Source organism: Vibrio sp. YYF0003, from assembly GCF_036350715.1.
GTDB classification, from domain to species: domain Bacteria; phylum Pseudomonadota; class Gammaproteobacteria; order Enterobacterales; family Vibrionaceae; genus Vibrio; species Vibrio natriegens.
In genome coordinates this window covers 147570-174534 of record NZ_JAZDWA010000005.1, presented here as the reverse complement: position 1 = coordinate 174534, position 26965 = coordinate 147570, and the positions used below count along the sequence as shown (strand labels likewise).

Annotated in this window: 26 protein-coding genes; 8 read left to right on the top strand and 18 right to left on the bottom strand. The window is 39.9% G+C overall.

Translation table 11 applies throughout. The annotated features are described in order from the left end of the window. Positions 1-60 precede the first annotated feature (60 nt). Positions 61-1620 carry a glycerol-3-phosphate dehydrogenase gene (gene glpD / locus V1U08_RS15585; protein WP_330470971.1) on the top strand — a complete coding sequence of 520 codons (1560 nt, stop codon included), beginning with the start codon at positions 61-63 and terminating at the stop codon, positions 1618-1620. Positions 1621-1762: 142 nt separating this feature from the next. After that, a complete protein-coding gene (locus tag V1U08_RS15580) occupies positions 1763-2710 on the top strand; it encodes a CorA family divalent cation transporter (protein ID WP_014232829.1) in 948 nt (315 codons plus the stop codon). Between the two features lie 56 nt (positions 2711-2766). On the opposite strand, the gene V1U08_RS15575 is transcribed toward V1U08_RS15580, so the two are convergent. Next, positions 2767-3951 (bottom strand): NnrS family protein, encoded by a 1185-nt coding sequence (locus V1U08_RS15575; RefSeq protein WP_330470970.1) that lies wholly within the window; start codon positions 3949-3951, stop codon positions 2767-2769. 213 nt (positions 3952-4164) lie between these two features. Here V1U08_RS15575 and V1U08_RS15570 point away from each other — a divergent pair, with 213 nt between their 5' ends. Then, positions 4165-4716 (top strand): gamma-glutamylcyclotransferase family protein, encoded by a 552-nt coding sequence (locus V1U08_RS15570; RefSeq protein ID WP_065300131.1) that lies wholly within the window; start codon positions 4165-4167, stop codon positions 4714-4716. Positions 4717-4748: 32 nt separating this feature from the next. Here the strand turns inward: V1U08_RS15570 and V1U08_RS15565 are convergent, their stop codons facing one another. Further along, entirely contained in the window at positions 4749-5351 is a 603-nt protein-coding gene (locus tag V1U08_RS15565) for an outer membrane beta-barrel protein (RefSeq protein WP_330470969.1), read from the bottom strand. A 460-nt stretch (positions 5352-5811) separates the two neighbouring features. Between V1U08_RS15565 and V1U08_RS15560 the strand changes: the two genes are divergently transcribed. Both V1U08_RS15560 and ebgR read left to right on the top strand, forming a co-directional pair. Beyond that, the gene (locus V1U08_RS15560; protein WP_330470968.1) at positions 5812-6810 is read left to right on the top strand and encodes a substrate-binding domain-containing protein; all 999 of its coding nucleotides are present in this window, start codon (positions 5812-5814) and stop codon (positions 6808-6810) included. A gap of 640 nt (positions 6811-7450) precedes the next feature. Then, positions 7451-8443: a transcriptional regulator EbgR gene (ebgR, locus tag V1U08_RS15550; RefSeq protein ID WP_330470967.1), complete on the top strand. Its 993-nt coding sequence runs from the start codon at positions 7451-7453 to the stop codon at positions 8441-8443. A gap of 6 nt (positions 8444-8449) precedes the next feature. On the opposite strand, the gene V1U08_RS15545 is transcribed toward ebgR, so the two are convergent. Next, complete coding sequence (locus tag V1U08_RS15545) at positions 8450-9367, bottom strand: LysR family transcriptional regulator (protein WP_330470966.1); 918 nt, start codon at positions 9365-9367, stop codon at positions 8450-8452. Between the two features lie 114 nt (positions 9368-9481). Here V1U08_RS15545 and chrA point away from each other — a divergent pair, with 114 nt between their 5' ends. The 3 genes from chrA to V1U08_RS15530 all read left to right on the top strand — a co-directional run bounded on the left by chrA (position 9482) and on the right by V1U08_RS15530 (position 13311). Continuing rightward, positions 9482-10621 (top strand): chromate efflux transporter, encoded by a 1140-nt coding sequence (chrA, locus tag V1U08_RS15540; RefSeq protein WP_330470965.1) that lies wholly within the window; start codon positions 9482-9484, stop codon positions 10619-10621. Positions 10622-10792: 171 nt separating this feature from the next. Further along, complete coding sequence (locus tag V1U08_RS15535) at positions 10793-12028, top strand: O-antigen ligase family protein (protein ID WP_014232837.1); 1236 nt, start codon at positions 10793-10795, stop codon at positions 12026-12028. 8 nt (positions 12029-12036) lie between these two features. Continuing rightward, positions 12037-13311, top strand: coding sequence for an O-antigen ligase family protein (locus V1U08_RS15530; RefSeq protein ID WP_330470964.1), 1275 nt, complete (start codon positions 12037-12039; stop codon positions 13309-13311). Here the strand turns inward: V1U08_RS15530 and V1U08_RS15525 are convergent. The 15 genes from V1U08_RS15525 to V1U08_RS15455 form a co-directional block, all read right to left on the bottom strand. Beyond that, entirely contained in the window at positions 13230-14144 is a 915-nt protein-coding gene (locus V1U08_RS15525) for a phosphatase PAP2 family protein (RefSeq protein WP_330471057.1), read from the bottom strand. The two genes, V1U08_RS15530 and V1U08_RS15525, sit on opposite strands and share 82 nt — an antisense overlap. A gap of 195 nt (positions 14145-14339) precedes the next feature. Further along, a complete protein-coding gene (locus V1U08_RS15520; protein ID WP_330470963.1) occupies positions 14340-15356 on the bottom strand; it encodes a tetratricopeptide repeat protein in 1017 nt (338 codons plus the stop codon). A 21-nt stretch (positions 15357-15377) separates the two neighbouring features. Further along, positions 15378-16337 carry a type II secretion system F family protein gene (locus tag V1U08_RS15515; protein ID WP_014232841.1) on the bottom strand — a complete coding sequence of 320 codons (960 nt, stop codon included), beginning with the start codon at positions 16335-16337 and terminating at the stop codon, positions 15378-15380. Between the two features lie 2 nt (positions 16338-16339). Then, complete coding sequence (locus V1U08_RS15510) at positions 16340-17308, bottom strand: type II secretion system F family protein (RefSeq protein WP_014232842.1); 969 nt, start codon at positions 17306-17308, stop codon at positions 16340-16342. 8 nt (positions 17309-17316) lie between these two features. Continuing rightward, positions 17317-18648, bottom strand: a complete 1332-nt coding sequence (locus V1U08_RS15505) for a CpaF family protein (RefSeq protein WP_374953218.1) — start codon at positions 18646-18648, stop codon at positions 17317-17319. Positions 18649-18768: 120 nt separating this feature from the next. Further along, complete coding sequence (locus V1U08_RS15500) at positions 18769-19992, bottom strand: AAA family ATPase (RefSeq protein WP_041170264.1); 1224 nt, start codon at positions 19990-19992, stop codon at positions 18769-18771. A 10-nt stretch (positions 19993-20002) separates the two neighbouring features. Next, positions 20003-20518 carry a TadE/TadG family type IV pilus assembly protein gene (locus V1U08_RS15495; protein WP_014232845.1) on the bottom strand — a complete coding sequence of 172 codons (516 nt, stop codon included), beginning with the start codon at positions 20516-20518 and terminating at the stop codon, positions 20003-20005. Continuing rightward, on the bottom strand, positions 20515-20985 hold the full coding sequence (locus V1U08_RS15490; RefSeq protein WP_014232846.1) for a TadE/TadG family type IV pilus assembly protein: 471 nt from the start codon (positions 20983-20985) through the stop codon (positions 20515-20517). Before V1U08_RS15490 ends, V1U08_RS15495 begins: the two co-directional genes overlap by 4 nt. A 1-nt stretch (position 20986) precedes the next feature. Beyond that, positions 20987-22261, bottom strand: a complete 1275-nt coding sequence (locus tag V1U08_RS15485; protein ID WP_014232847.1) for a pilus assembly protein TadG-related protein — start codon at positions 22259-22261, stop codon at positions 20987-20989. 36 nt (positions 22262-22297) lie between these two features. After that, entirely contained in the window at positions 22298-22519 is a 222-nt protein-coding gene (locus V1U08_RS15480; protein ID WP_014232848.1) for a hypothetical protein, read from the bottom strand. A gap of 11 nt (positions 22520-22530) precedes the next feature. After that, positions 22531-23997, bottom strand: a complete 1467-nt coding sequence (locus V1U08_RS15475; RefSeq protein WP_014232849.1) for a type II and III secretion system protein family protein — start codon at positions 23995-23997, stop codon at positions 22531-22533. A gap of 12 nt (positions 23998-24009) precedes the next feature. Next, positions 24010-24747: a Flp pilus assembly protein CpaB gene (gene cpaB, locus V1U08_RS15470; RefSeq protein ID WP_041170265.1), complete on the bottom strand. Its 738-nt coding sequence runs from the start codon at positions 24745-24747 to the stop codon at positions 24010-24012. Between the two features lie 15 nt (positions 24748-24762). Next, on the bottom strand, positions 24763-26070 hold the full coding sequence (locus V1U08_RS15465; protein WP_014232851.1) for an ATPase AAA: 1308 nt from the start codon (positions 26068-26070) through the stop codon (positions 24763-24765). A 75-nt stretch (positions 26071-26145) separates the two neighbouring features. Continuing rightward, complete coding sequence (locus tag V1U08_RS15460; RefSeq protein ID WP_014232852.1) at positions 26146-26628, bottom strand: A24 family peptidase; 483 nt, start codon at positions 26626-26628, stop codon at positions 26146-26148. A 20-nt stretch (positions 26629-26648) separates the two neighbouring features. Next, on the bottom strand, positions 26649-26828 hold the full coding sequence (locus tag V1U08_RS15455; protein WP_014232853.1) for a Flp family type IVb pilin: 180 nt from the start codon (positions 26826-26828) through the stop codon (positions 26649-26651). Positions 26829-26965: the final 137 nt, after the last annotated feature.

The following is a 26965-nucleotide window of genomic DNA, read 5'->3' as shown; positions in this document are numbered from 1 at the left end:
CTAAGATAGGATTAAACCATGTTCTAAAATGCTCGTTCGCTCACCAAAGAGGTCAAATTTATGAGTATACAAAAAAATGTTTCCACAACTGACTCATCCACTCCTTTAGACTTGATCATTATCGGTGGCGGCATTAACGGGGCTGGTATCGCTGCTGATGCTGCAGGCCGTGGATTAAGTGTTGGTTTGTATGAAGCTAACGACTTTGCATCTGCAACCTCTTCAGCAAGCTCCAAACTTATTCATGGTGGATTACGCTACCTTGAACACTACGAGTTTCGTTTAGTTTCGGAAGCGCTCGCAGAACGTGAAGTAATCCTTCGCAAAGCACCTCATGTTGCGTTACCTATGCGTTTCCGTTTACCTCATCGTCCATTTTTACGTCCAGCGTGGATGATCCGCTGTGGTTTGTTCCTTTACGATAACTTGGGTAAACGCACCACGCTCCCAGGCAGCAAGACCGTTAATCTGGCAAAGTCTGGCTTATTAAAACCAGAGATAAAAACAGGTTTCGAATACTCCGACTGCTGGGTAGATGATGCTCGCTTAGTTCTACTTAACGTTCTCGCAGCACGTGAAAACCATGCAGAAGTTCGTAACTACTGCCGGGTAGAAAAAGCACATCGCGAAAACGGCATCTGGCATGTCACAATCCACGACACAATGACAGATCAACGTTTTGAACGTAAAGCGAAAGCACTGGTTAACGCTGCGGGACCGTGGGTAAAACAGTTCTTTGATGAAGGATTAGAGCAAGCTTCTCCACGTAATATTCGCTTGATCAAAGGTTCGCACATTGTTGTTCCTCGTATCCACAACGAGCCTCAGGCTTATATTCTGCAAAACAAAGATAACCGCATCGTGTTTATGATCCCGTACTTAGATAAGTTCTCGATCGTCGGTACCACAGATGTCGAATACAAAGGCGACCCACGAGAAGTTGCGATCTCTGATGACGAAGTCGATTATCTGATCGACATTGTTAACCAACACTTCGTCCACCAGCTATCGCGCGAAGATGTGGTGTGGACATACAGCGGTGTGCGCCCACTGTGCGATGATGAGTCAGACTCGCCACAGGCGATCACGCGAGACTACACGCTAGAGCTAGATGCAGAATTCGATCAGGCTCCATTACTTTCGGTTTTCGGCGGTAAACTAACGACTTACCGAAAACTGGGTGAAGCGGCGATGAAAAAGCTGGCGCCATTCCTGCCACAAATGGGCGGTAACTGGACAGCAAACCAAGCTCTGCCGGGCGGTAACTTCAGCTGTAGTCGCGAACAACTGGCGAAACAGATCCACGCCAAGTACGCCTGGGCATCAGAAGCGCTTATTTTGCGTTACGTCACTCAGTTTGGAACACAAACGTGGGAGCTAATGAAGGGAGCGACAAGTGAAGCCGATTTAGGCCAAGCTTTCTCTACACAAGCCGGTGGCGTATATCAGCGTGAAATTGACTACTTGATGAACCATGAAATGGCCCTGACTGACGAAGACATTTTATGGCGTCGTACCAAGCTCGGGCTCTACATGAGCGACGAAGAAAAGCTATCTCTTGCAGAATACTTAAAAGAAAAGTTACAACAGAAAGTCGTGAACCTCTCACAAGTGGGCTAATGACTCCAATCCCGTGACCAAGCCTGCTTCGTGCAGGCTTTGTTGTTTTAGCGCTTTCGGAAATTTTTCGTAGACTTTTCGCTAAAAATGCAATCATACTCATTCAATAGACTGCAAGTAATCTCATGATAAGGAAAAGAATATGGGGTTTATGATTGAGCATTGGGATTTTTCAACGCCAATAGCAACTCAAGAAGCAACGACATCACAAGAAATCAAAGCGAAACATTGGTACCACTGCGAAAGACTTCATCCAGATATTCGTGGCTGGCTGGAGCACAACCAAGTGCCTAAAGCGACCGTTGATCATTTACTCGCCGATGAAAGTCGCCCCTCTTTTCACCCTCTGGACGACGAAAACTTCATGTTGATTCTGCGTGGCATCAATATGAATGAGAATGCGTCTCCAGAAGATATGCTTAGTATTCGGATTTTATATTTCCAAGGTGCGTTGATTTCAACACGGAAAATCCCTTCGCGTGCGATTATGGAAATCCGCCAGGCCTTGGCTGAACAGAAGGGACCAAAGAGTTTGGCAAGCCTGCTTAATCAAATCATCGAAGGCTTAAACGGGAAGATTGATCTTTATCTGGATACGATTGAAGAAACTCTTAATCATTTCGACGTGAACGATGAGTCCACCTATAAGCATATCTCCGCTCAAAAGGCGCTTATTTCCATCAAACGCTTTATACGTCCGCAGCAATATGCGATCCGTGATTTGCTGGAATCAAGCTCCGATCTCGTAGTTTCCAGACCCCACCAGTACCGATTTGCGCACAACAATATTACACGCATAAACGAAACCATCGACTTTTATCTGGGCGAAGTGGCATTGTTCCAGGAAGAGATTAAGCACAATCGCGATGAAAAAACCAATAAGAACAGTTATCTATTTACACTGGTTGCCACTATTTTCTTACCGACCAGTTTCTTAACTGGGCTACTGGGAATTAATATCGGCGGCATGCCTGGCGTGGACTCTGCAACTGCCTTCACTTGGTTCTGCGTAGCATTAATTATTATATTTGCTCTGGAGTGGCTGCTGTTAAAACGCTTCGGGTTAACTAACAAAAGCGACGACGAATAGTTTCGCGAAGATACAATAAAGAGGAGATGTGCTCTCCTCTTTTTTACGCTGTAGCTTTATCCTGGATGACCGTCGGCACGCGGGGTAACCAGCATAAAACCAAATCGCCATACAAACATGCCAAATGCGAATATCCACAATCCGCCGCTGATATCTATCCACAACATCATTCTGGCCGGGTCAAATATCACAGCAAAACTGCGAACCACAGCTGCGGCAATAACGGCAGCGAAGGCGATACTCATATTCGGTCCTTTGTAAATCATACGCCCCGTATGCCCCATGGTGACACGCGAAATCATCGCTAGAATTAAACCGCCTAAGGCACCTATCGCAAATAAGTGAATCAGGTTATGACTGGCAAATGCATCCCCCCAAGCTCCACGCAAAAGTAAACTCACGGGTAAACATAAATACGCCGCGTGCAACGACCAAACCAGTGGCTCACTTAAGGTTAGCCATGGCTTCCAACGTAAGAAGCGAACCAACTGAGCAATGCCTGCAAACACCATTAAAGGTTGACCAAGTTGAGAAAAAGTTACAGGGAAGAAGCTTAAGATAAACAACATTACCAAAGGAAGGTTTGCCAGCCAATCAAGCCATACCAAAGGTTGCGCTTTTTCGAAATTAAAACGGCGGGCAGTAAAGAACGGAATGACCCGTGCACCCATTACTGACAATAACAAGGTAAACCACCACAGCATAGCGTGCCAAACCGCTGAAGAGGAAAATGGTGGCATGCCCTTCACCGTCGCGTAGCTGGCAAAGTTAGCAAAGATCGCCAATAAGAACAGCGGGACAAAAAACAGATTTCTCCACCCTTTAGAGCGGTATACTCGGATCCCTACTTCATAAGCGACAAACAATAAAAATAACGCTTCGATAGTACTCGTTAACCACAAAGGGATTGGCGTCCAAAGTAAAATTCTGGGCGCAAGCCACAAGGAAAAAATAGCCAACAGTGTGTAATGCTTGGTGCCATTTATTCCCGTCCAGTTTTGTACCGCGGTTAACACAAAGCCAGCGACGATCGCCATTGAAAAACCAAATAACATTTCATGCACATGCCACCAAAGAGCAGGAACGCGCAGTGCACTGGGCTGTCCGGTCTGGAACATCCACACCCACAAAGCAATCGCGACGATGGCATAGATAGCGCCAAATAGGAAAAACGGTCGAAACCCTAAACGCAGCCATGCAGGGATTTTTTCTTCCACTTTTTTATCGGTGATATTCAGCATTTTTTGGCCCTCAAGCTTGTTTCGATGCAGGTTGAATGATCGGATCATTCTTGCCAGCCCAGATATTTTCAGCGACAAAATGGATACTACCATAAACATACATTAAAAATACATGTTAATGAGAAGACTATACTTTGGGGGTAAAGTTTGTGCTTCTACTAAGGGTTAGGTATAAAGAAAGGCGGTTCGCAATTAAGTAAGGGACGTAAACAGATGTACATATTCGGCTATGGCAGCTTGATTAATTCCGCTTCTCGAAAGTTGACAGGACAAACAGGCGCAGCGATTCCAGTCATCGCACACGGATTAGTTCGTTATTGGGGCAAAATCGATGACAGCTACACCTTGTCCCCGCTGGTCGTTAACGAAGGACAAGGACAAGTCAACGGCGTGTTACTTGAAGTCAATGATGAAGCTTTAGCAGAATTCGATCGTCGTGAACGTGGCTATCACCGTATTCAGCTTAGTCCCGATCAAATTGAAACAGACCAACCATTTAATCCCGATCACGCTATTTGGGTTTATGTAAAGGACGAGCCACTGCCGCCCTGCTCTAACAGCCCGATAATGCAAAGCTACGTTGATACCGTTTTGGCTGGTTGTCTGGAGGTTTCCCACTCTTTTGCCGAACACTTTGTTAGGCATACCGTGGGTTGGCAACACGCGAAAGAGAATGATCGTCATCAACCGAAATACGGAAACCTCGCAGGTGTTCATGACCATCATTATGAACTGATTGATGCGTTGATCGAAAAAGGAGCCTAAAGGCTCCTTTTTCGTATTCAGTTAGTTTTAGATTAAAACTTGTAATCTACGCCAACATAAACGCTGTCGAAATCGAAATCGAGTTCGCCACCGCCTTCAACATCAATCGTTACTGAAGAAGCACGGTAACCGCCAGAAACAATAACACCTGAATCAAATTCATAGCCTACTTCAGCGCCGTAGTTAAAACCCACATCACTGCCGTCAGTTTTGCCATTTGCATCCAAAATGTTTGAAGCTACTTCGAAGTCAACACCAATTACACCAAGGCCAGCTAGCGCACCGATGTAAAAACCAGACTCAGAGAATTGGTACTTAGGTTTAGCATTCAAGTTAAAAGCGTAACCATCAATAGAAACCTTTACCCAGTCACCCATGGAAGATTCTTTCTTCTCGAAGCTACCGTAGCTAACGTACTCAGCTTCCAAAGCCAGTTTGAAGTTTTCTGAGTATTGCACTTCGCTACCTAAAACGATGCCCAAACCCGTCACCGAATCATCAGAAGAGATCCCTTCAACTTCAAGATCAGAATTAAGAACATCAACACCAACATACCAGTTATCATTTGCTTGAACTGACGCTGACGCTGACGCAACCACTGCACCTAGAACCAATAGTGGCATTACTTTTTTCATTATAATTTCCTATACCTTTCATACATTTAAACGATTTCAAAAAGCGCAGGGATTATAATTACAGTGAAGCTTATTCATATTGATAGATAAATAAAATGCGACGCAATACATAAATATGGTTGATATAAATATTACCTATTTAAACGTACTTCCTAAACAAGCGTCGTGCCTTCAAAAGTCAGTAACACGCGTTCAGATTGATCATGCATTTCTAAGATAACAATATGTATTCCGACGTCTCACTACTCATCTAGACAAAGTCTGAGTATGAGCTGTTTTCCATGATAAAACACGCTTTAAAACTTTAATAAAAGGTATAACGTTTACACTAACAGTAAACTTAATAAAAACAGGTGGTAAAGATCTCATTTCCAACTGCAAACTCTCTATTGAATTGAACTGATTACACTATGGGTGTTTAATACTTTCAGTCAAATGTTCTCGCCCATAAAGGTCAAATATGGCAACCATCAAAGATGTTGCAAAAGAAGCAGGTGTATCCGTCGCTACCGTCTCTCGCGTAATCAATAAATCGCCAAAAGCGAGCCAAAACTCCATTGATGCTGTAACACAAGCTATGAGTAAATTAGGCTACCGCCCTAATGCCGCTGCCCGAGCATTGGTAAGCCAGAGTACCAATACTATTGGTGTGCTGGTAAGTGATGTATCCGATCCTTTTTTTGGTACGTTAGTAAAGTCCGTTGATAACGTTGCACGTGAAAATGGTAAGCACATCCTGATTGGCAATGGTTACCATAATGCAGACGATGAACGCCGCGCTCTGGATTTATTAGCGAACAGCCGATGCGACGCTCTTGTCATTCACGCCAAAGGGCTTTCTGACGAGGAACTCATCGCCTATGCCAAAGAAGTCAAAGGATTGGTATTGATCAACCGTCATATTCCCGAGCTGGCCGAACGCTGCATTTCTCTCGATAACCGCAAAGGTGCCTTCTTAGCCACTGAATATTTGATTCGTCACGGACATCGTAAGATCGCCTGTATCGCCTCTTCTCATGACATCGAAGATACCGATGAGCGCTTACAAGGTTATCAAAGTGCACTAAAAGAACATGGTATTGAGCTGTCAAAAAGCTATGTCGAATATGGTGAGCCAAACAGTGATGGGGGCGAAGTAGCAATGACCAACCTGCTGACAAAGTCTCTCGAAATCACAGGAGTTGTGGCCTATAACGACTACATGGCCGCGGGCGCTTTAGCGACATTAGATCAAAACGGCATTGGTGTGCCTCAACAAGTTTCTATGGTGGGATTTGATGATGGACTCATAGCTCGCTTTGTCCATCCAGGCTTAACTACCATCCGCTACCCTATTGAAATGATGGCAGAACGCGCTACTCGTTTAGCATTAGCGCTTTCTCGTAACGAAAAAGTTGAAGATGAGACGATCATTTTCAGCCCTACGTTAGTTCGCAGAGATTCTGTGGCAAAAGTATAATTTATCAACAACAGTTGACCACACGTGATTAAGAGCGCAGCTGCCTTAGTAAGAAAAAGTGGGCTAACTACCATCCTAGATAAGTCGCTGTTCACCTCGTCTAGGACAATAATGATCAACGACTTAGTTAAGCTGGTAATCGCCCACCCAAAACGCTATCTATAAATTCAAACTAATAAACAGTTTGCCGCTGATAGCAACCCCCAGAGCTCAACACCCCACTGTTGAGCCCCCATTATCTGGTTTAATTAGTCTTCCCGAATACTGTGTTTCCAAAGCCAGTTCATCGAGTACCGTTTTTTTAAGCGGTGCGCTCTGCATGAGCATCAGCCCAACACGGGTATAGTTGAAAAAGAACTGGCTAAATTCTAGCAACCAATATCGATCGAAATCCGTGATCAACCTCTAATCGTGTAAACGTTTTCACAAGATTATTTAATTGATTAAGTTGATCAATTAAACACCGTTTATGAAAAACAAAGGGCTCTATATTAAGGAGAAAAGTCATTAAGGTGGATGTTCAAATGAAATGCAAAAAGAAAACAGTGCGGAAAATTTGTTTCTGCATAACCCACTGTTTAAAATAGCGGTATTACTGCTTTCTCATCGAGATCGCGCGTTGTGTCTACGGGAATGGTACATGGCAAAATTAAAAGACGTTGCAAGCGAGGCTGGTGTATCACTTGCGACGGTATCGCGTGTTTTAAATAATGATCCGACATTAAATGTAAAACAAGAAACCAAACGTCGGATCTTAGAGATTGCAGAAAAACTCGAATATCGCTCCAAAAGTTCAAAAGGCTCGGCCGTAAAGAGCACCCAGCGGCATCATTTCTTAGCGCTTTATAATTACCGACAAGAAGTCGAAAGTTGTGATCCTTACTACTTGTCGATTCGTCATGGCATTGAAAGCCAATGCGACAAGCTCGGTATTACCCTCACCAACTGCTACAACAATGAGTTGGAAGCCGATACGCAGAAAATCACAGGTATCCTTCTTGTTGGCGACATAGAGCAAAAGATTATCAATAAGTTACCTAAGCGTTTAGAAAGCTTTATTTGCTGCATCGATGTCTCTGAACAAGATAATCCATATGATTGTGTAAGTGCTGATCTCGAGCGGATAAGTAAACAAGTCGTAGATTTTTATGCCAATCAGGACTTTCAGAGAATTGGCTTTATAGGTGGTCAAAGCCACACAGTCTCGACTGATAGCCGAAAGACTGCATTTGTCGAATACGCTAGCCCAAGAGGTTTAATTTCAGAATCAGATATCTATTACGGCGACGGTTCAAGCCAGTCCGGCTATGACTTAGGCACAGAGATGTTGGCTAAAGGAGATATTCCTACTGCCATATTTGTCACCTCAGACACGATTGCAATCGGAGTTTTACGCGCTATCCATGAGTGCGGACTGCACATTCCAAACGACATTGCTGTGATCAGTATGAACGACATTCCAACCGCTAGTTTTACCTTCCCTCCACTATCAACGGTACGTATCCACTCTGAAATGATGGGGACTCAAGGGGTTAACTTATTGGTGGAAAAGTACCGTGATGATCGTAAGTTGCCTCTTAAAGTTTATGTTCCTAGCGAGCTCATTTTACGTAATACGACCAAAACAGGTTAAACGTTATCACTGAGAAGTAATCGTTTCTGCTACTAACTTTCTCAACCAGATACCTTTCTCATCATTTTCGCGACTGGTGTGCCATATCATAGAAATCTCAAAATCCGCCACTGAAATAGGTGGTTGAATCGTCACTAAATCATCTGAAAAACCTTCAGCCAGCGCCATCTTTTCCGGCACAATCGCTATGAGATCTCGCTGTTTAAGTAAGTGACGAATAGTAAGAAAATTACGTGATGCCACGGTGACCTGGCGGCTCAAACCGTGCTCCGCGAGCTTTTGGTCTACTTGTGTCTTTAAGCTACCATCAGGACTGACTAATGCTTGCTTGATATTGGCAAACTCAACAACAGATAACACTGACTTACCGTTCAACACTTTCTTATCACATAAACATACATGCTTCTCTGTATAGAGGTACTGGCTACAATAGTCCTCTTCAGGAGCAGGAATGCTACCAATCACAAGATCTAACTTATCGCGCTCGGTTCGTTGCATGTAATTACTTCGATCAACATTAATAAAGCTGATTTTCGCGTCAGGTGCTTGCCTGTGAATTTCATCATAGATAGCTGGCGCAAAAATGAACTCAGCGTAATCCGTTAAACCAATGCGACACACTCCTGAGTAACTCTTTGGCTGAAACTCAGATTTAGTCAGTAGGTCTTTTGTTATCGAGTCCAGAAGATTATGTACGATTGGAGCAATATTGTGAGCATGTTCTGTTGGTTCCATTTTGTGTCCTTTACGCTCGAATAGTGGATCATCAAAAAGTAACCGTAAACGAGATAGACTATGGCTCATTGCGGATTGGCTCACATAGCTATTCTCAGCCGCTAAACTGACACTTCGATATCGATATAAGTAAGAAAATGTCACCAACAGATTCAAGTCAATATTGCGCCATTGAACGTCGTCTTTCATTAGCTACCTATCCTATTTCATTCATAAATTAAATTCAGATTATCAATTTGAGTCATTTTAAACCACTCGCTAAATTAACAACATGAAAATTCTATTTAGATAAATAGGCTCAACATGTTCACTATTTTTAAAACTTTCTTTTGGCTCGGTTGGATCAGCTTTGGTGGCCCTGCCGCTCACATTGGCTACTTCCGCCAAACTTTCGTTGAAAAGCTCCAATGGCTGGATGACAGCGAATATGCACAAATCGTAGCATTAAGCCAGTTTTTACCCGGCCCAGGTTCAAGCCAGGTGGGATTTGCGTTGGGATATAAACGTGGTGGCTTAGGGGGAGCATGCGCGGCTTTTATAGGTTTTACGCTACCTTCGGTGCTCATCATGCTGGTATTAGCCATGGTAAGCAGCCAAGTCACCGATACGGCTCTGTTTCAAAACATCGTACACGGATTAAAGTTGCTGGCCGTTGTGGTGGTAGCCGATGCGACATGGGGAATGTACAAGAACTTTTGCCAAACTAAGTTAACGGCCGGGTTATGTGTCGCAACAGCGATCGCACTTTTGCTTCTGCCAGGCATAACAACTCAGATGCTGGTTTTGATTATCGCTGGCATGGTCGGTGTACGCTACTTGAAGAAAGAATCAGCCATTCCTGCACAACCGTTTAAACCCAACTTAACACCACTCGTGATCTTTGCAGTACTACTGTTCGGGCTACCTCTCATTGCACATACAACCCCAATGGTAAGCCTACTTAATGACTTCTTTCAGGCAGGAAGTTTAGTATTCGGCGGTGGTCATGTGGTACTTCCTTTGTTGGAAAATATCCTTGGTGATCAAATCAGCCAGGACGCATTTTTAACTGGTTATGCAGCCGCCCAAGCCGTACCTGGCCCGATGTTTACGTTCGCTACGTATATTGGTTATCAGTTGTCGGATACACCAGTGCTGGGCGCACTAGTAGCAACGTTAGGTATTTTCTTACCTGGATTCCTTCTGCTACTCGGTGTACTAAAGAACTGGCAACAACTAGCAGCGAAACCAGCGATTTCCGGAGCTGTAAGTGGCGTAAATGCGGCCGTTGTAGGGCTACTACTCGCAGCACTTTACCAACCTGTGTTTATCAGTGCCGTAGTTGTACCAATAGATGTTGCTTTGGTGATTGCGGGTTTCTATCTGCTTAAGAAGTTGAATGTTTCAGTGCTGTGGATGATTGTGTTTTTTGTTGGGGCTTCCCTCATGCCGCAATTATCATAAAAAACAGACTGAAACCATTCTTTTTCTTTCTTTAAAATAAACTAAGTTGATTCTAAGTCACATTTACTATGTAAAAATTCAATTTAAATACATTTATTGGAAAAACAACAATATATCTATTAAATTTAGAATTAGGATTACATATAAAAGCAAATAAAGTGGTGGCTAGGAATGGAAGCAAAAATGGAACAGCAGTCAATTTTGTCTCAAATTGATAATAGGCTTAAATTAGCTGTATTTCTAACACCTTTTATGCATTTTTATTTACCATTAGTAGGGGAGTTCATTGTACTTTTCTTTCAGTTATCAATAATATGGCTAGTAAATAACTTAAAAAATAATGATACCTATCTATCATTAAAGCCAATCCATATAGTTATATATTTATATATAACTTCTATAACTATATCAAGCCTGTTAATGATCCATAGGCTGGGTTGGAGCGCTGAAACTGTAGTATCAATATTTCGATACTTAGTGATGGTTACACACGTTGTTTTTATTATGAGTCTAGCTAAATACTTTTCTCTTAGTGACAAACTTCCATTTGATTTTCTTCCTCACTCAATACTGATAGCTTCCTCACTGTTATTCATTGATATTAACTTTAACTTAACTAATATTGATTATAATGAGGGACTAAGAATCATTACTTCCAGTAATATAAGACACCTAGGTCACATAGTGATTATCAGCACCTTGTACTTATCAATTAAGATATTAATGGGTGAGCGGATAAACAATATACTCTTTACACTATCTACAATAACTAGTATCTCACTGATTATTTGGTTGGGAGGAAGAGGTGCAATTTTGTCGTATCTGATTGGGATTTCATTAGTTATCATATTTATTTATAAACACAATGAGTTAAAGATTAAAAACTCGGTAACCTTAATTTGTCTTATTATAACTTCATTAATCTTATCGTTACCTTTCAACGTGTATTCTTGGAATGGTTTAAACAGGCTATTAGATGCTAAAGAATACTATGTTAAAGACCTCAATGCATTATCAACTAATAGGATTGAACTATGGGAAACAAGCTGGAATTTCATAAAAGAAAAGCCTTTTTTTGGCTATGGTGCTGAAAGTTTCATACTGAACTCTGATACAGTATATAGACACCCACATAATTTTATAGTTCAGTGGTTATTTGATTATGGTATAATAGGTTTAATACTATTCTTGTCATTTATCATTTATATTAATAAAACCAGTTATATTAATATAAAAAATGAGCTAAGCACTAATAATTTATTCTCTATCGCTATTCTAGTAAGCATTATATCTAATGCTTTTATTTCAGGAACACTATACTACTCGCCACCATTTTTTATTTTATGTGTTGTAGCTTCATATTCTTATTCAAAATATAGCTCTCATAAAATTATAAATCATACTTAAGGATGGATATGAATAAGCTAGACTATGACAATATAAAAATTAGGGTTTTATTTATACTTTCCATAGCGGCCTTTATTAACTTTAATTCTCCTTTTTATGGGTCTTTATTTGTTCTTTTCTTTGAAATATCTGTAATTAATTTAATTCATATTATATACAAAAAACTGATAAAAAATCATGTAAAGTCAATTTATTATAAAGAATTGATTATTTTATTATTATTTTTAACCATAATTACAATTTCTACTTTGATATCATTGTATGTTTATTTGGGAGAAGTTAGGAGCTTATATAGTTTAATAAGATATTTAGAAATAGTTACTCATATAATATTTTGTTTTTATCTATCTATCTACTTTACTTACAACAGACAAAATAAGCACTTTTTTCTTCCAGTATGTCTATCTATATGTATAGCTGCTTTAGTACTTTTCTTGGATTATAACTTTAATCCAAATAGTATTATGAATTATGAGAAAAACCGTATAATTATAGCTAGCAACATAAGATATTTAGGTTATATTGCCATGCTTGGTTGCTTATACTGTATAATATCTATGACATTAGAGAGTTGCTTTAAGAAAAAAATGTATTTAAATGCTTTATTTGTAATTAACTTCTCATTGCTTTTTTGGTTAGGAGGACGAGGAGCAATACTCGCCTTACTGATTAGTACATTATTGTCTATATCATTAATATCAATTAACTTCATTTTAAAAGCTAAAAGTGTATTGTATACGTTGGGCTTAATGACTGTATCATGTATAATTTCTATCCCCTTTAATGTATACCAATGGAATGGTCTGAATAGATTTTTCCGATTATCACAATCCCCAGATTTGACGTTAGATAAATTGTCTACAGGGCGTCTTGACTTGTGGATAGAGTCGATAAACTTGATATCAGAAAATCTAATTATTGGACATGGTCCAGAAGCGCATATATTCAAGACTAAAATAGGTTTCTTACAACCTCACAATTTTGTTCTTCAATTTTTATTAGAGTTTGGGATATTAGGGACCATAGGATTTATAGCAATTCTCTATAATATAATTAGAATGGCTATACGCAATGTTAAAATGGATAACAATATTAATAATGTTTATTGTTACGGAGTTGTTGTAGGAATAACAATTCATGGTTTATATGACGGAACATTATACCATGCACCACCAGTAATTTTATTTATTATAGCAACAGCTTATGTATTAGCAGGAAATTTCAAGCTAAGAAATAATTTCACCGAAAACCAAACAAATAACGTAGCTATAAAAGAAAAGTAACCATCAACCGCGTAGTGCCAACCAAGATGAACAGATGCTATTTGTATTATTAATGCATAAATCCAAAATAGCATTCCCACTGTTCGATTAACTTGATAAGCACCTAAAGCCATAAGAACAGAAGAAGATACGTGCATACTTGGCATCGCTGATATACCAGCTCCTATATTGGTATCACCATTTACGTAGATGTCCCATAGGTAGTTTTGTACATTGATAACATTCCCTTGATAAAATGGAATATTATCAAGAAACTGCATTTGACTTTCGAGTATTTCTAATAATGGGAGATAAGTATTATTACTAGGTTTAAGGTGATTCAAAAAGCAAGGCCCTGCTGATGATAGTAATAATGCCATTATACTTCCTAAGAAAAACCATGATAAAAGAAAGCTAAGCAGATACTGCTGCCTATAATTTTCAATTTTACAGGCACACAAAAAGTACAAAAAACTCCCCCAAATTAATACGAACCAAATTTGGTAGGAGAACATAAAAAAGTATGTAAATATAGAATGGGAAAAGAACGTATGTGTCCACTCCCAAGGAAACTTTTCTCCATGAATCCAAAAGTCTAAATTTGAGAATAGCTGATCATACTTAAATGGGTTTATATCTGGGATTATCTGTTTCAGGTATGTATAGTTAGAAAAGCAAATATTAAGTATCAGAATTCTAACTATAAAAACAATAGGTTTATTTATAGGGGTAAAAAAATTCTTTATAGCAAGTATATATTTTTTTGTTGGTTTATTTTCTCTACTAAGTATAAACTTAAAATATAGATAAATTGACCATGCGAGAAAGGTAGCATAAAGACACCCAATTACCATCGACAAGTAATCTCTAAACTGATACTCGTAAGTGATCTCATTTTCAAAATAATGAATGATAAAAAATGTAATTATGCTTGAAAGAAGAACAAGCATGAATAGCGACTTATCAGTTCGCAATACATGCTTGATTTCTAAATATAGAGGTAGAGCCTCTGCTCCCTTACCTTCTAATTCCATTAACTAATGCTTCTATCACTGAATAATGGCTTTGGATGTATCTCTATCTGCTCTAACCATAGATAGCGCTCTCTCGAGATTTTCATTTGCTTTTGCATAGTAGGATGGACTCTGGTCAATGGCCTCTTGAAGGTAAGGTATCGCTTCTCCAGGCTCTCCCCTGAGAATTAGGAAATATCCAACACTGTTCAATGCTTCAGATGTGGACATATGTTGCCCAAAAATACCTAAAGCTTTACGAGGCTGTCCTTGAGCTATAGCTATTAGTCCTAAATTATTAATAGCTTTTTCGTTATTATTGTTTAAATTCAAAGCTGCGTTAGTAAAGTTAGATGCTTTTCTGTAGTCACCAACCATATAATACGAGTAACCAAGACTTATAAGTGCACTTTCATTGTAAGGTTTAATATCTATCGCTTTACGTAGAAATGCTTGGGCTACCTCATGGTTATTGTTGATATCATAGAGCACACCCAACCCAGTGTAGGCATTTACAGGCGATTTCTCATCATATCTTAGAGATAAAATGCTCTCACTAGATATATCGTCTACTGTTATATCCCCCCCCCCGCCAAGGCGCAATTGATCAGCATTTAGGGCCCTCAGATAATAACTTTTTCCTACTCCTTTTTTACCTTTCCTTGTGTAAAGCTTCCCTAATTCTTCTAGTGAACCTATATGATTTTGATTTTCAGCCAGAGAAGCTCTATAAGACTTGTCTGCGAGCTCAAAATCACCTCGTGACTCGTGAATACGCCCAATGGTATACAATGTTTTATCCTTATGAATACCATCTTCAAATGTAAGAGAGCGTATATATTCATACAACGCAAGATCGGTATTGTTACTCGTTAGTGCACTATCTCCTCGAGATATTGCTTCTTCTTCATTCTTTGGAGGTTGCTCGTTAGTCAAAGCTTCTACAGGCTTACCTGAATATAAGCTTTTATCAAATGCTGTTTGTTTAGTATCATTACTTGCACATCCAGAGATAAAGATGGTGACACATACAAATATAAAAACCTTCCACATAAAAAATCCCTTTAATAAAAATTAACCTAAAGCGTTTCCACCTGAAAATGCTTCAGACAGAGTAATCAATGATGGTCCAATTGCAACAATAAAAAAGCAAGGCCAAATAAATATAACCATAGGAAACATCATTTTTACTGGAATTTTAGCAGCTATTTCCTCTGCGGCTTGCTGTCTTTTATCTCTATAGTCTTCTGTATACTCTCGTAAAGAATCCACTAAGCTCCCACCGACTCGTGAAGCGTGACTTAGCATACTGACTAACCCTAGAAACTCTTCTAATCCTGTTCTAACTATCATTTCTCTCAGACTATCAGGCATGGATTTACCCGCTTGAATTTTCATACAGACCGTATCAAGCTCTTCAGCTAACTCGGGATGAGAAATAACCATTTCGTTTGCTACACGACGCAAAGAAGCATTAAAACCGAGCCCTGACTCAGTACAAACAACTAACAAGTCAAGCATATCTGCTACTCCGGAACGAATCCTGTTCTGACGTTTTTTCACCATTCTTTTTAAAAGAATATCGGGTAAAATTAATCCTATAAATACACAAGCAGCCATGTATATGTACAGCTTATTAGATTGAGGTAGCAATATATACAACCCCATAGCAATTACTAATCCTATAATAGTGGTTAGAGATTTAATCGAATAAAAAAGAGAGAGTGAATTTTTCTGATGGTAACCCGCATGCATTAATAACATACGAGTAGAGTTTCGTTCTTTTTCATTACTAGATGAAGTTAGTGGAGCTAAAGACTCCAGTCTATTCAAAAGTTTTTCATTAGCGGAAGAATGACTTTCTTTTTGACCTACGGACAAATCAGCTAACTTTCTTTTAACAGGTGAATTTACTCCTATAAATATATATCCAACTGTCATCACAAACAATACTGTCGTTACGAGAACAAATAACATAAACAATGTTTCTTTATTTATATTAGCATTAGCTAATATATTATTTATGAACTCCATAACTACACCTCAAAATTGACTATTTTTCTAATCCATATAGAACCCAAGAACAAAGAAATCATTCCTCCTATAATCATTTTTATTCCTGTTGGATGATTATGTAGAGTGGATATATAATCTGGTTTTAATATTGCAATAATGATGTACATAGCAAAAGGTGCAAGTACAAGAACCCATGCTGACATCCTAGACTCAGCAGAAATGGTTTTAATTTTTCTTGCTAATTTGAATCTATCCCTCAGTACACGAGATAATTTTTCAATATTTTCTATTAAGTTACCCCCTGTTTCTTTTTGTAATAGAACTGCACTAGAAAATGCCATCATCGAAACAGTGGGTACGCGCTCACTCATTTGCATTATGGCCAATCTCATGTCATAACCATAATTCAATAAACTAAAGGTGTTCTTAAATTCAGGTCCAATAGGTGCTGGCATCTCTGTTCCGACTTCTCCAAACGCCTGGTTGATCGGCTGCCCTGCTTGAAGTACTCGCTTTATAATATCCAATGCTTCAGGCAATTGCTCTTCAAACTTCATGAGTCGATCAGCAATACGCTTTTGAACAATAAAATATTCAACAACCCAAATTGATATCATACAACCAACCCCTATATACCAAGGTTGTCCAATTAAAACGAGGATCAATAAAACTATAGCCCCTGAAATAAAGGATAAAAATAAGAATTTTCCAAATGTTGTTTCAATACCTGCAAGCTCCAATTTCTTTTTAAACACTTCAAATAAAGAAAACTGAACTAAAAATCGCTCTATGCCTGATAAATTTTTGAGCGAGTTTTCTTTTAATAACGAAACACTCTCTTGATCAATGTGTTTATGGCTATCTTTAATGCGTTGAATTAAATGTCTATGTTTTACTTTTTTCCCAGCTGACGGCATTATCAACGCTTGGCTGATGAAAAATACTGATAGGAATAACAAGAGTAAAAACAGTGGTAATTGACCGTCCATAATCCCTCCTAACGAACCTTCTCATTAAATATCTCAAATGGAACGTCCAGACCTCGTTTAATCAATTGATCATGACAATCAGGTACAATCCCAGTAGCAATGTAATCACCAACCACATTGCCATTTTCATCCACACCTTGTCTTTGAAACTTAAAAATTTCAGACATAGTGATCACTTCACCTTCCATCCCATTAATCTCTTGAATACTGACCATACGACGCTTACCGTCTTCTTGCCTGTCCATCTGCACGACCAGGTTGATGGCTGACGCAATTTGAGAGCGAAGGTTTTTCGTTGATACGTTCCAGCCCGCCATTGAGAACATATTTTCCACACGACTTAAAGCATCTCTTGGGGTATTAGCGTGTATGGTCGCGAGAGAGCCATCATGGCCCGTATTCATTGCAGATAGCATATCGACCGCTTCACTGCCTCGCACCTCACCAACAACTATTCGGTCTGGTCTCATACGTAGAGAGTTTTTTACTAACTCGCGCTGAGAAATTTCACCTTTACCCTCAATATTAGCAGGGCGAGTTTCGAGTCTAACCACATGAGGCTGCTGAAGTTGTAACTCTGCTGAATCTTCTATGGTTACAATGCGCTGATCAGAAGGAATAAAGCCAGATAAGATATTAAGAGTGGTAGTTTTACCTGAACCCGTACCACCGGAGATAAGAATGTTGAGTTCGCCAACCACAGCTGCATTTAAAAATTTGGCCATCTCTTCTGAAAGAGAGTTTAAGTGTAGTAAGTTATCCATATTTAGTCGCTCGACAGCAAAGCGACGAATAGATACAGATGCACCATCAATGGCTAAAGGCGGGATGATTGCATTAAAACGAGAACCGTCTTTAAGTCGGGCATCTACCATAGGAGAAGACTCGTCAATTCGTCGGCCTACTTGACTGACTATTCTATCAATAATACTGCGTAAATGGCGGTCATCTAAAAATGTGTGGGGTGTTTTTTCAAGTTTACCAAAACGTTCAACAAAAATACTTTTAGGGCCATTAACCAGAATATCCGAAACTGTGGAGTCATCCAGTAAAGGCTCAAGCGGACCTAGACCAAAGATCTCATCTTCAATTTGACGAATCATCCTATTTCGAGCTTCTGAGCTTAAAGGATGAGTCTGATCTTCGGCTATTAAATGTACCACCGCTTCTCGTAGTTCTTCTTTGGCTCTATCTTCTTGAAGGTGAGAAAGTAATCCTAAATCCAAGGTGTCAAGTAACTTACTGTGATAGTAATGTTTTATCGTTTGGTCATGCTCTAACTGCTTTCTTTCAGCTTCCATCTTACGGACTTTTTCTTCAATCGCTGAAGAGTGAACCATACTACTATTTTTAGTCTTGGAAACATGCTCTACTTGAGCTTCTGATTTCGTATTCAGCAGTTCAGCTTCTGAAAAATTACTGCCGACATTTTTCCTTTTAAAAAACATAGCAACTCCCTGCTAAGAAAATAATTTACCCAACCAACCTTGAACCTGTGTTTCTGCTGGTTCTTCTAACTGATGTGAAATATCAATTAGAGAGGACTTAATTGCACTATTTTTCTTTGATTGCACAATGGGCTTACCAAGGTTTGAACACTCCATTGCAATAGAATAATTATTTGGTACTAAAAGAATGTCTTGATTTGGAAATGCTTGTTCGATGTCTTTAATCGTTATTGATGTTTTCTTTTCATAACGATTAATTATCAACCTAACCTGACCACTTGTTAAGCCATAATCCAGTTGAAGAGACTTTAAATAATTCGCAGCATGTTTAATTGACGTAACATTTTGCTGCATAACCAGATAAACATAAGAAGCAGGAGCAACTACATGTTGGAAAACATGTTCAACTCCATGGGACATATCAACAATAATATGCTTATAGTATTGACGTAATAAAGGAACCAAAGCACTGACTTTTGTCGCGCGATCATAATTATCTTTAATGCTATCAGCACTAAAACATAAATAGTTAACACCAGAAGAGTGCTTGTATACCAAGCCGTCTAATGATAAGTCATCAAGATCATTCATCGTATCAATGACGTCATTAATACTATATTTAGGCTTACTATTAAGATAATCCGCCGCATCACTAAATTGCATACCCAGATCAATAAGTAGTACTTTCCCTTTTGAATATTCAGATAACGCAATGGCAGTATTCATTGCCACAGTTGTTGCACCTGATCCACCTTTGGTATTAATAAACAAAGATAATTCACCAATCTCACTGCTTGAAGCTTTTTCGTTTGCGATATCCTCCAACAGCGGCAGCAGTTCATAGAAACCGACTTCACGATGTAAGTAGTCCGAAGCCCCTAATTTTAGTGCTAACTTAAGTGAAGTGGTATCATGCTCATCACCAAATACTACCAATGCAGTCTGGTTTCGCTGTAAGTTACCTTCATTGGAGTAAATATGGGAGATCTTCTGCGCCCAACTGCTTCCCGCTTCAATATAAATGACATCAGGTATTCTTATATCGCCTAAGGCGGTTACCGCTATTTTACTTAAATCTATCCATTCAATATTGACGTTGACGCACTTAGATAGCTCAGCTTCCAACGTACTTTTAAACTCAGCGGTTGCATAAATCACCCAAATATTAATATTCGTTTTTAGGGAGTGGATGCTGCTTGTTTTAATTTCTTTATTCATTTCTACTGGTTTCAACATGACTATTCCCTTAACAATCTTCATGAACATCAAGTCCTGACTCCGGCCTTAAAACCCCTAAGCTCTCGGCAGGTAAAATGGTCTTAAAGTCAGGGGTTGCACCGACGGCATCAATTAATAAAGACAAAACCAAAAATTTAAAGGTGTAATCAGCTTCGGCTTTCACATAGCGAATCGTCACAAAAATTGAATTAAGGACATCTGGGTCAGTAGAGGAAGAAAAAAAAGCGTCCACGTTAACTTCGTTACCATTCGCGTTGAGATAACTAATCTTCAAGTTGTCCTTGCTGAAACCAGGAGGGTACAAACCTTCAACAGAAGAAAGTTCCTTAATATCGTCCCTATCAGCTATATAACAAACCGTTGCTAAACGAGCCGCCCTGCGCGTGACTTCATTTGCCATTTGAATAGAGTAAAAATAAAGTGCGAACTCGATAATAGAGAAAATAACTAATAATACCGCTAATGCAATTAGTGTAAATTCAACCTGAGTAACCCCTTTCTGACGAAGCAACCATCTACTCATGGAGAAGTCCTCATTTTACTTGATGCACCAATTTCAAAAGCAAGCGAACTGTCAGTAAAAGGAAGACTGCTAAAAATTGGCACGTATGTATAGCTGGCAGAAATCATTACTTCTTTCGAAGAAGCAGTTGGTGGAGTAACAATCACATCTGCCGTGTTAAGATAACTAACAACTTTCGTATCAGCATCAGTTGTAATTGGCTTGCCATATACCACCATATTTTTAATTTGAGCCTCATCTGCGATACTTCCAAAATCTAGCGTCCCGTACGTATCGACTACTGCGTATCTAACCCCATTTTGCAATGCTTTATTAATTTCAGTGTACTGAATAAATGCCCGACTGACATCGATTAGTAATACCGCGAGCATAAGCAACACTGGCAGACAAATAATAAATTCCAGTGCCGCTAGGCCTGTTTGGCTGTATTTACCAGCTCCAACTAAAGATTTGTGTACATTACTCATATCAAGATACTCCGCTTAGAGGATCTTTATACAACTGGATACGATAAAAACCTGAATCGGAAGGCTCCACACTGGTAGAGCCGTTGTTTATTGGACAATCATATAAGAATTGCCCATACACATTGTCGTCTGAGCCTGTACCACTATCTCCGGCAACTTCTTTCATCAAGAAAAAGCAACCAAACCCTAGGACATCAAAGTCGGTTTTACCCGACCCAGAATCCGTACAGTCAACGATTGGGACTCTTAAAATCCTTCTTTCTGCCGTACCATTACTCGGGTAATCTGAAGCAACTCCGCAGCCACCTGTTTTACAGTCGTTATAGTCCTTGTAATAGAAGTCACTACCTGTAATATCACCAGTTACAGCATCTTTACTGATATCGGCTTGTTTAACATAAATATCAGGGAGTACAGTCCCATCATTTTTTATCGAGCCTTTGTAAACATTTAATCGAGGATTAAGGCCTTGTGCTACTGCACCAACACTACCACCTGGCTTGGTTTGTACTGTTGTTCCGATAGTTGCACAAGCATTATAATTTCCGGTAAGAGCGTCTTTTACTAAAGCTGCACCTCCTCCCGTAGTATCTTGTCCAAAGTCTAATAATTGGAAGTTCCCCGGCCCCATATCAGTACTACTTTGGTCTCCTACTTTAAGTGCATTAATTGTAGAAGGATCCTTTGATATTTCTGGGTCATAGCCACTAGGATTATAGCCCCATACTTGTTCATCAGTTGCAGTAGCGTCACCGCACACTGCCATAGGCGTTATGTTGCATGAGTACTGAATTGCAGAACTAGGTCCGGCAACAGCACTGGCTGACACATTTTTCCCCACTCCAAATACATAGCTTAGATATTGAGTTAAAGAAACGTCACTCACTGCTACACGAACATAAATATCGTCATCTCCACTACTAAAGGAAAAACTGTCAGCATCAACAAAGGATTGCTTGTCGTTGGAGAAGGTTACAGATATATCTTCTGCAGTATAGACAAGCTCTTGATTACCGGAGGCTGCTGCAAAACTATTTAAGGCACTGATTGCGGCAGCTTCAGAGAGGTCAACGTCACTTGTATTATCTGCAACAACAGCCGCCGCCAGAGCTGCCGAATCCACCGCATTTTGCAAGCGTGCTTTATTAAGAACTTGGTGATTTAAGTCCATAGCAAATGCGCCCATGCCTATTAATATCAGCATTATTAGGCTAATTAACACTAGAGTGATCCCACGCTGAGATCGTCTTGTAGCTATTGGTTTTGTATACCTCATAGCAACCTCCTAGCCAATTAGCGACTCATAGATCGCTTACTTTTTGGCTGAACTATTACTGTTGTACACTTTTAAGCTTCTTTGTGTACGCTCACCACTACCGTCTGGTAGATAGTCTATGTTTTCGTACCACGCATCTGAATTGAGTGTCTGTTCTGCTTGTAATTGGCTCAAAGCTACCCCTAAATTAGGATCATTGGCACACCCTGCTAAGGAAAGGGATACAAAACAAGCAGTTAATTTAAATAATTTTTTCATTTTGTTCTCCCTTATAAACTGTGGCCAAACTGTCCATCAGTACCACCTTCCCCAGTGCTAAATTGATAATCAGTATGGTTTTGCTCCACTGTATTATCATTACTGTCAAGTTGATACTTATCGAAGTCTAAATGCGCTCCTTTACCAAGTAGGTAAAACTCAACATCATTTGGACTGACGAACCCATCAGTTGGCAATGTAATCCTACGTCTATCAACTGGTTTTGCTAACCGAGGGGTAACTAATATAACCAACTCCGTCTCTCCTGAAGTGAATTGTTCACTTTTGAAAAGACGTCCTAGTATTGGTAAATCAGCGACGCCTGGTAAACCTTCATCTACATTTCGAGCATTTTCACTGAGTAATCCAGCTATGCCCATTGTTTGACCATCAGCCAGTTCTAAAGTACTTCCCGCACTACGTGTAGTTAAAGGCGGTATATAATAAGCAGCGTTTGTATCACCAACGCTATAGGTCACTACACCAGAAGTCGCCAACTCACTCACACTGACATTTAGTTTTAAATTTATTTTTTTATCACTAAGAATATAGGGTATAAAGTCCAGTGTTACGCCATATTCTTTGTAATCGATCGTGATGCCATCGTCGTTAGGAACGGGAATAGGGAACTCACCACCGGCAACAAACTCGGCTTTAGTGCCACTCAATGCTGTCAAGCTAGGTTCAGCCAGTACCTTCGCTACGCCATTTTGTTTGGCTATATCAAGAGCAAACGTAAATAGTGTATTGCTGTCGAGAAAAGAGCCTAAAAAACCAAACTCGTTGACACCTGCGTTACCACTCAAAATCGGCCCAATATCATCAATCGCGCTTCCTATTGTCGTAGCTCCCCACGTTATATCCCCGCTTTTTTGAAAAAAGTGAAAGTTGGAATCAAAGGTGCGAACTAACGTTCTTTGAACTTCCGCAACAGTAACCTCAAGCGTCACCTGTTGTGCGCCCCCAATAGACAGCAAGTTAATGACTGAGCTTTTATTTTCTTTATCTTCACTTTGATCTGCTGATTTACCTGAGGCAAATGTTTCAGCCACCTTTAGAGCCACATCCATGTTTTGCTGATTGCTAACCAAACCCCTCAATACAATTTTGTCCTGAGTGCTATGTACTTCAATATTCTCATCAGGCAAAAACTGATAAAGCTTAGACTTTAACGTATTGAGATCGTGCGTTACTTCCACATTAAACGATTCAATAATTCGCCCACTACGATCCCAAACCGATACATTGGTAGTACCCAACTTTTTGCCAATTAAGTAAAGCTCGTTCGATTTGAGTACCAATATATCCAGTATGCTAGGATCACCTAAGGTTACTTTTTTAGCATTTCCCGAAATCATTAATTGAGTTGACTGGTGGTGAGGTACGCTTACCACTCGCCCGGACTGCGCAGCCGCATGAACTGTTACACTTACTAGTAACATGAATAAGTGGCTTAAAATTAATATTGTTCTTTTCATAATTCAATTCACCTAATTACTCACGCGAACATTGGAAGTTTGAGAACCTTTAATAACAGTTACACTTGGTCGTGGCGTATAAGTTCTCTTCGGCGGTGCTTTATCTACAGTGAGTGGGTTTCTTAGCGCCAATTGGATTCGGCCTTTACTATTTTCAGTTAACAGCTTTTCCGCTTCTTTTGGTGACACTTCTAGGGTAACCGCGCGAACAATTACTGGTTTGTTATCCTTGGTTCTAGCAGTCTGATCCACGGCCAACACTTTAATATTCTTCAAAACGGTGCTAGTTCCGCCGCCCTTTGTGTTCAGAATATCAACTTTGTTTCCTGGTAATAGAAAACCAGCAACACCTATAACATCGTTTACACGAATAGTTAAAGCTCGTTTATCCTCAGGTATCATAGCAGCTAATGTCACCCCTTCACCCAATACTGCAATTCTATTTGGGTTGACTAACTCCCCCTCATATATGGAGTTTGCAGCCACTTTGCCCACTGCTTGAGATGCATCTGTTAGTGTTGTTTCCTCTATCCAATCAACTTCCATCAATTTAGTTGTAAGGTGTTTCTCTTCAATAATAACGCCAGGTTCTATTTCCATAGCAGCAACGAGCACCGGGTGTCGCTCAACTTCTTCAAGCTTCACGGTAGGTTGCGTCTGACTATCTAACCACTGCTTTGCAATCATCACGGCCCCCAAACCGAACGCGATTGATAACAATAGCAGCATGACAATTTGTGTCCTGCTCATGACATCCCCTCACTTTTATTCATCAACAGTGAAATAGAGCCCCCAAGCACGCGTCAGAATCTTTGTTGACACAAGCTCCCCTATTTCCTCAAACTTCAAAATATCTCTACTAATCCCTAAAATATCTTTTGGTAGACATGGGAAATACCCAGTACCCGTATCATCATGAAGCTGCTTTAATCGGTCAAAAAAACCGTCTTCTAAAACCAGTTGATAAGCTTCTGACAAATCCATCCACAACTGACAGTACTCTTCTAACTCTAGAGGATTAAATTCAATCTTGTAGCCAAGTCGTCTTAAAAATGCCGGATCCGCGATAGAACTCGGCGGAAGGTTGGATGAAAATGCAAGAGTAAGCAGAAACGGGACCGATATTTGTTGCCCATTAGGTAAACCAAGGTGATCTACAAAATACTCCATCGGCACAATCCAGCGATTAAGTACAGTTGCAACTGGCATAGATTGACGACCTAAGTCATCGATAACTAAGATTCCGTTGTTGGCCATCATTTGTAGTGGTGCTATCCAAACTCGATTGTGCTCAGTATGATTGACTTCGAGCATATCCATGGTCAACTCGCCACCAACTTGAATGTTGGGTCTTTCGCATAGTACCCAGCGTTTATCATAATGATCACTCAGCTTAACAAACGACTTGGTATCCGAGTTGTCGAGTTTTTTATGGTGGTGCGGTGAAAACACCTTAATAATATTTCCATCAGCAAAAACAGCATGAGGAATGAACACCGAAGTATTTAATGCGTTTAATACTCTAGCCGCAACGTAACTCTTACCGGTACCGGCATGTCCGTAAAGTAATAGAGCTCGCCCTGAATTAATCGCAGGCCCCAAAACTGGAATAAGGCGTTCAGCACCATAAACATCATCAAGAGCCCTCTCTACATCAGCTCTTGCTATAGGTTGATTACGTAGATGCTGTCTACGTACAATATCCCAATATTGTTCTAGTGACACAGGTACAGGCCCGATATAAGCCTCTTTACGAAAGGCAAGTTCTGCTTCCGCCAAACCAAGATCTGTTAATCCATAACGAATATTGGAGTAAGAGCTTGTCGCGTTTAATGGCTGATACACTTCAACCCAGCTACGCCCCCGAAGATGGGCTAGTGACGACTCGATAATGGAAGAAACCACACACATTCTATTAGACAGCTCTATCAAATCAGATTTAGGAAATGCCATTAAATGCTTAAGTAATAAATGCTCAACGACTGCAGCCGGAATATCTAGGTGTTCTTCAGAAGAAGGTATAGGTGGTGGATCAATTTGTGGCACTAAAGTGCCCTTAGAGACCATAGTCATAGACGGTACCCTCCTAATATTGGCACTTGACAGATGTAAGTTGATGTCCTTGTTTATGTCATCTAAGATGATTTACTAAAAAATATAAAAATAATAAGCCATTCCAATTACAATCGCTGGAGCAAAAGGAATAACCAGAGGATACTGGGTGCTCCACCCTCGAGTTACCCGTTGAACTGCATAAACTTTAACGTGCTCTTTAAAAGATTGCCCTGAAGATGCCATATGTAGCATGAGATAAAACGCCCCAATAATACCACCAGCCACAACTACATACGCGGTCACCTGCCACATTACTTCTGCGCCCAACCACAAGCCTACCACCGTCAGGAGCTTCACATCTCCACCAGCCATCGCTTTAACAACATACAAGCCAAATCCCACACCCAAAGTTATTAGCATACCTTTAATATGCAAAGTCCATAACAAACCAGGAGTCTGAAACAGATCTATAACAACTATCAATAATAGAATTATTACAAGATTATTTGGTATACGATTCCTCTGGACATCAGACACACCAATGATGAATAACAAAACCCAGATAAGTAAATTCATATAATAGTCTTTAAGCAAGGTTAACTCGCTTCGTCTGCTATTTTACCGGAGACTAAACCAAACGAGGTTTTTACACCTGTCCAGAAGCCCAAACTCAAGAACGCTGTAACAATCAAAGCTGCACCCAAAATGTACTCCAGAAGCGTAAGGCCTTCTTCGTCTTCCCAAAAATCTTTGAGAAAATCTACTAGATTGCTCATTTAAAAATCCTGCCCCCTAAAAAACAAAACTGCTGTGACTGACTATACCGTTACCGTTGCAATTTCACTCATCGCCACAATCATCGGGTCAACTGTTCATCTGGTAACTTGGTGCCCCCGAATAAGAGACACCAAAA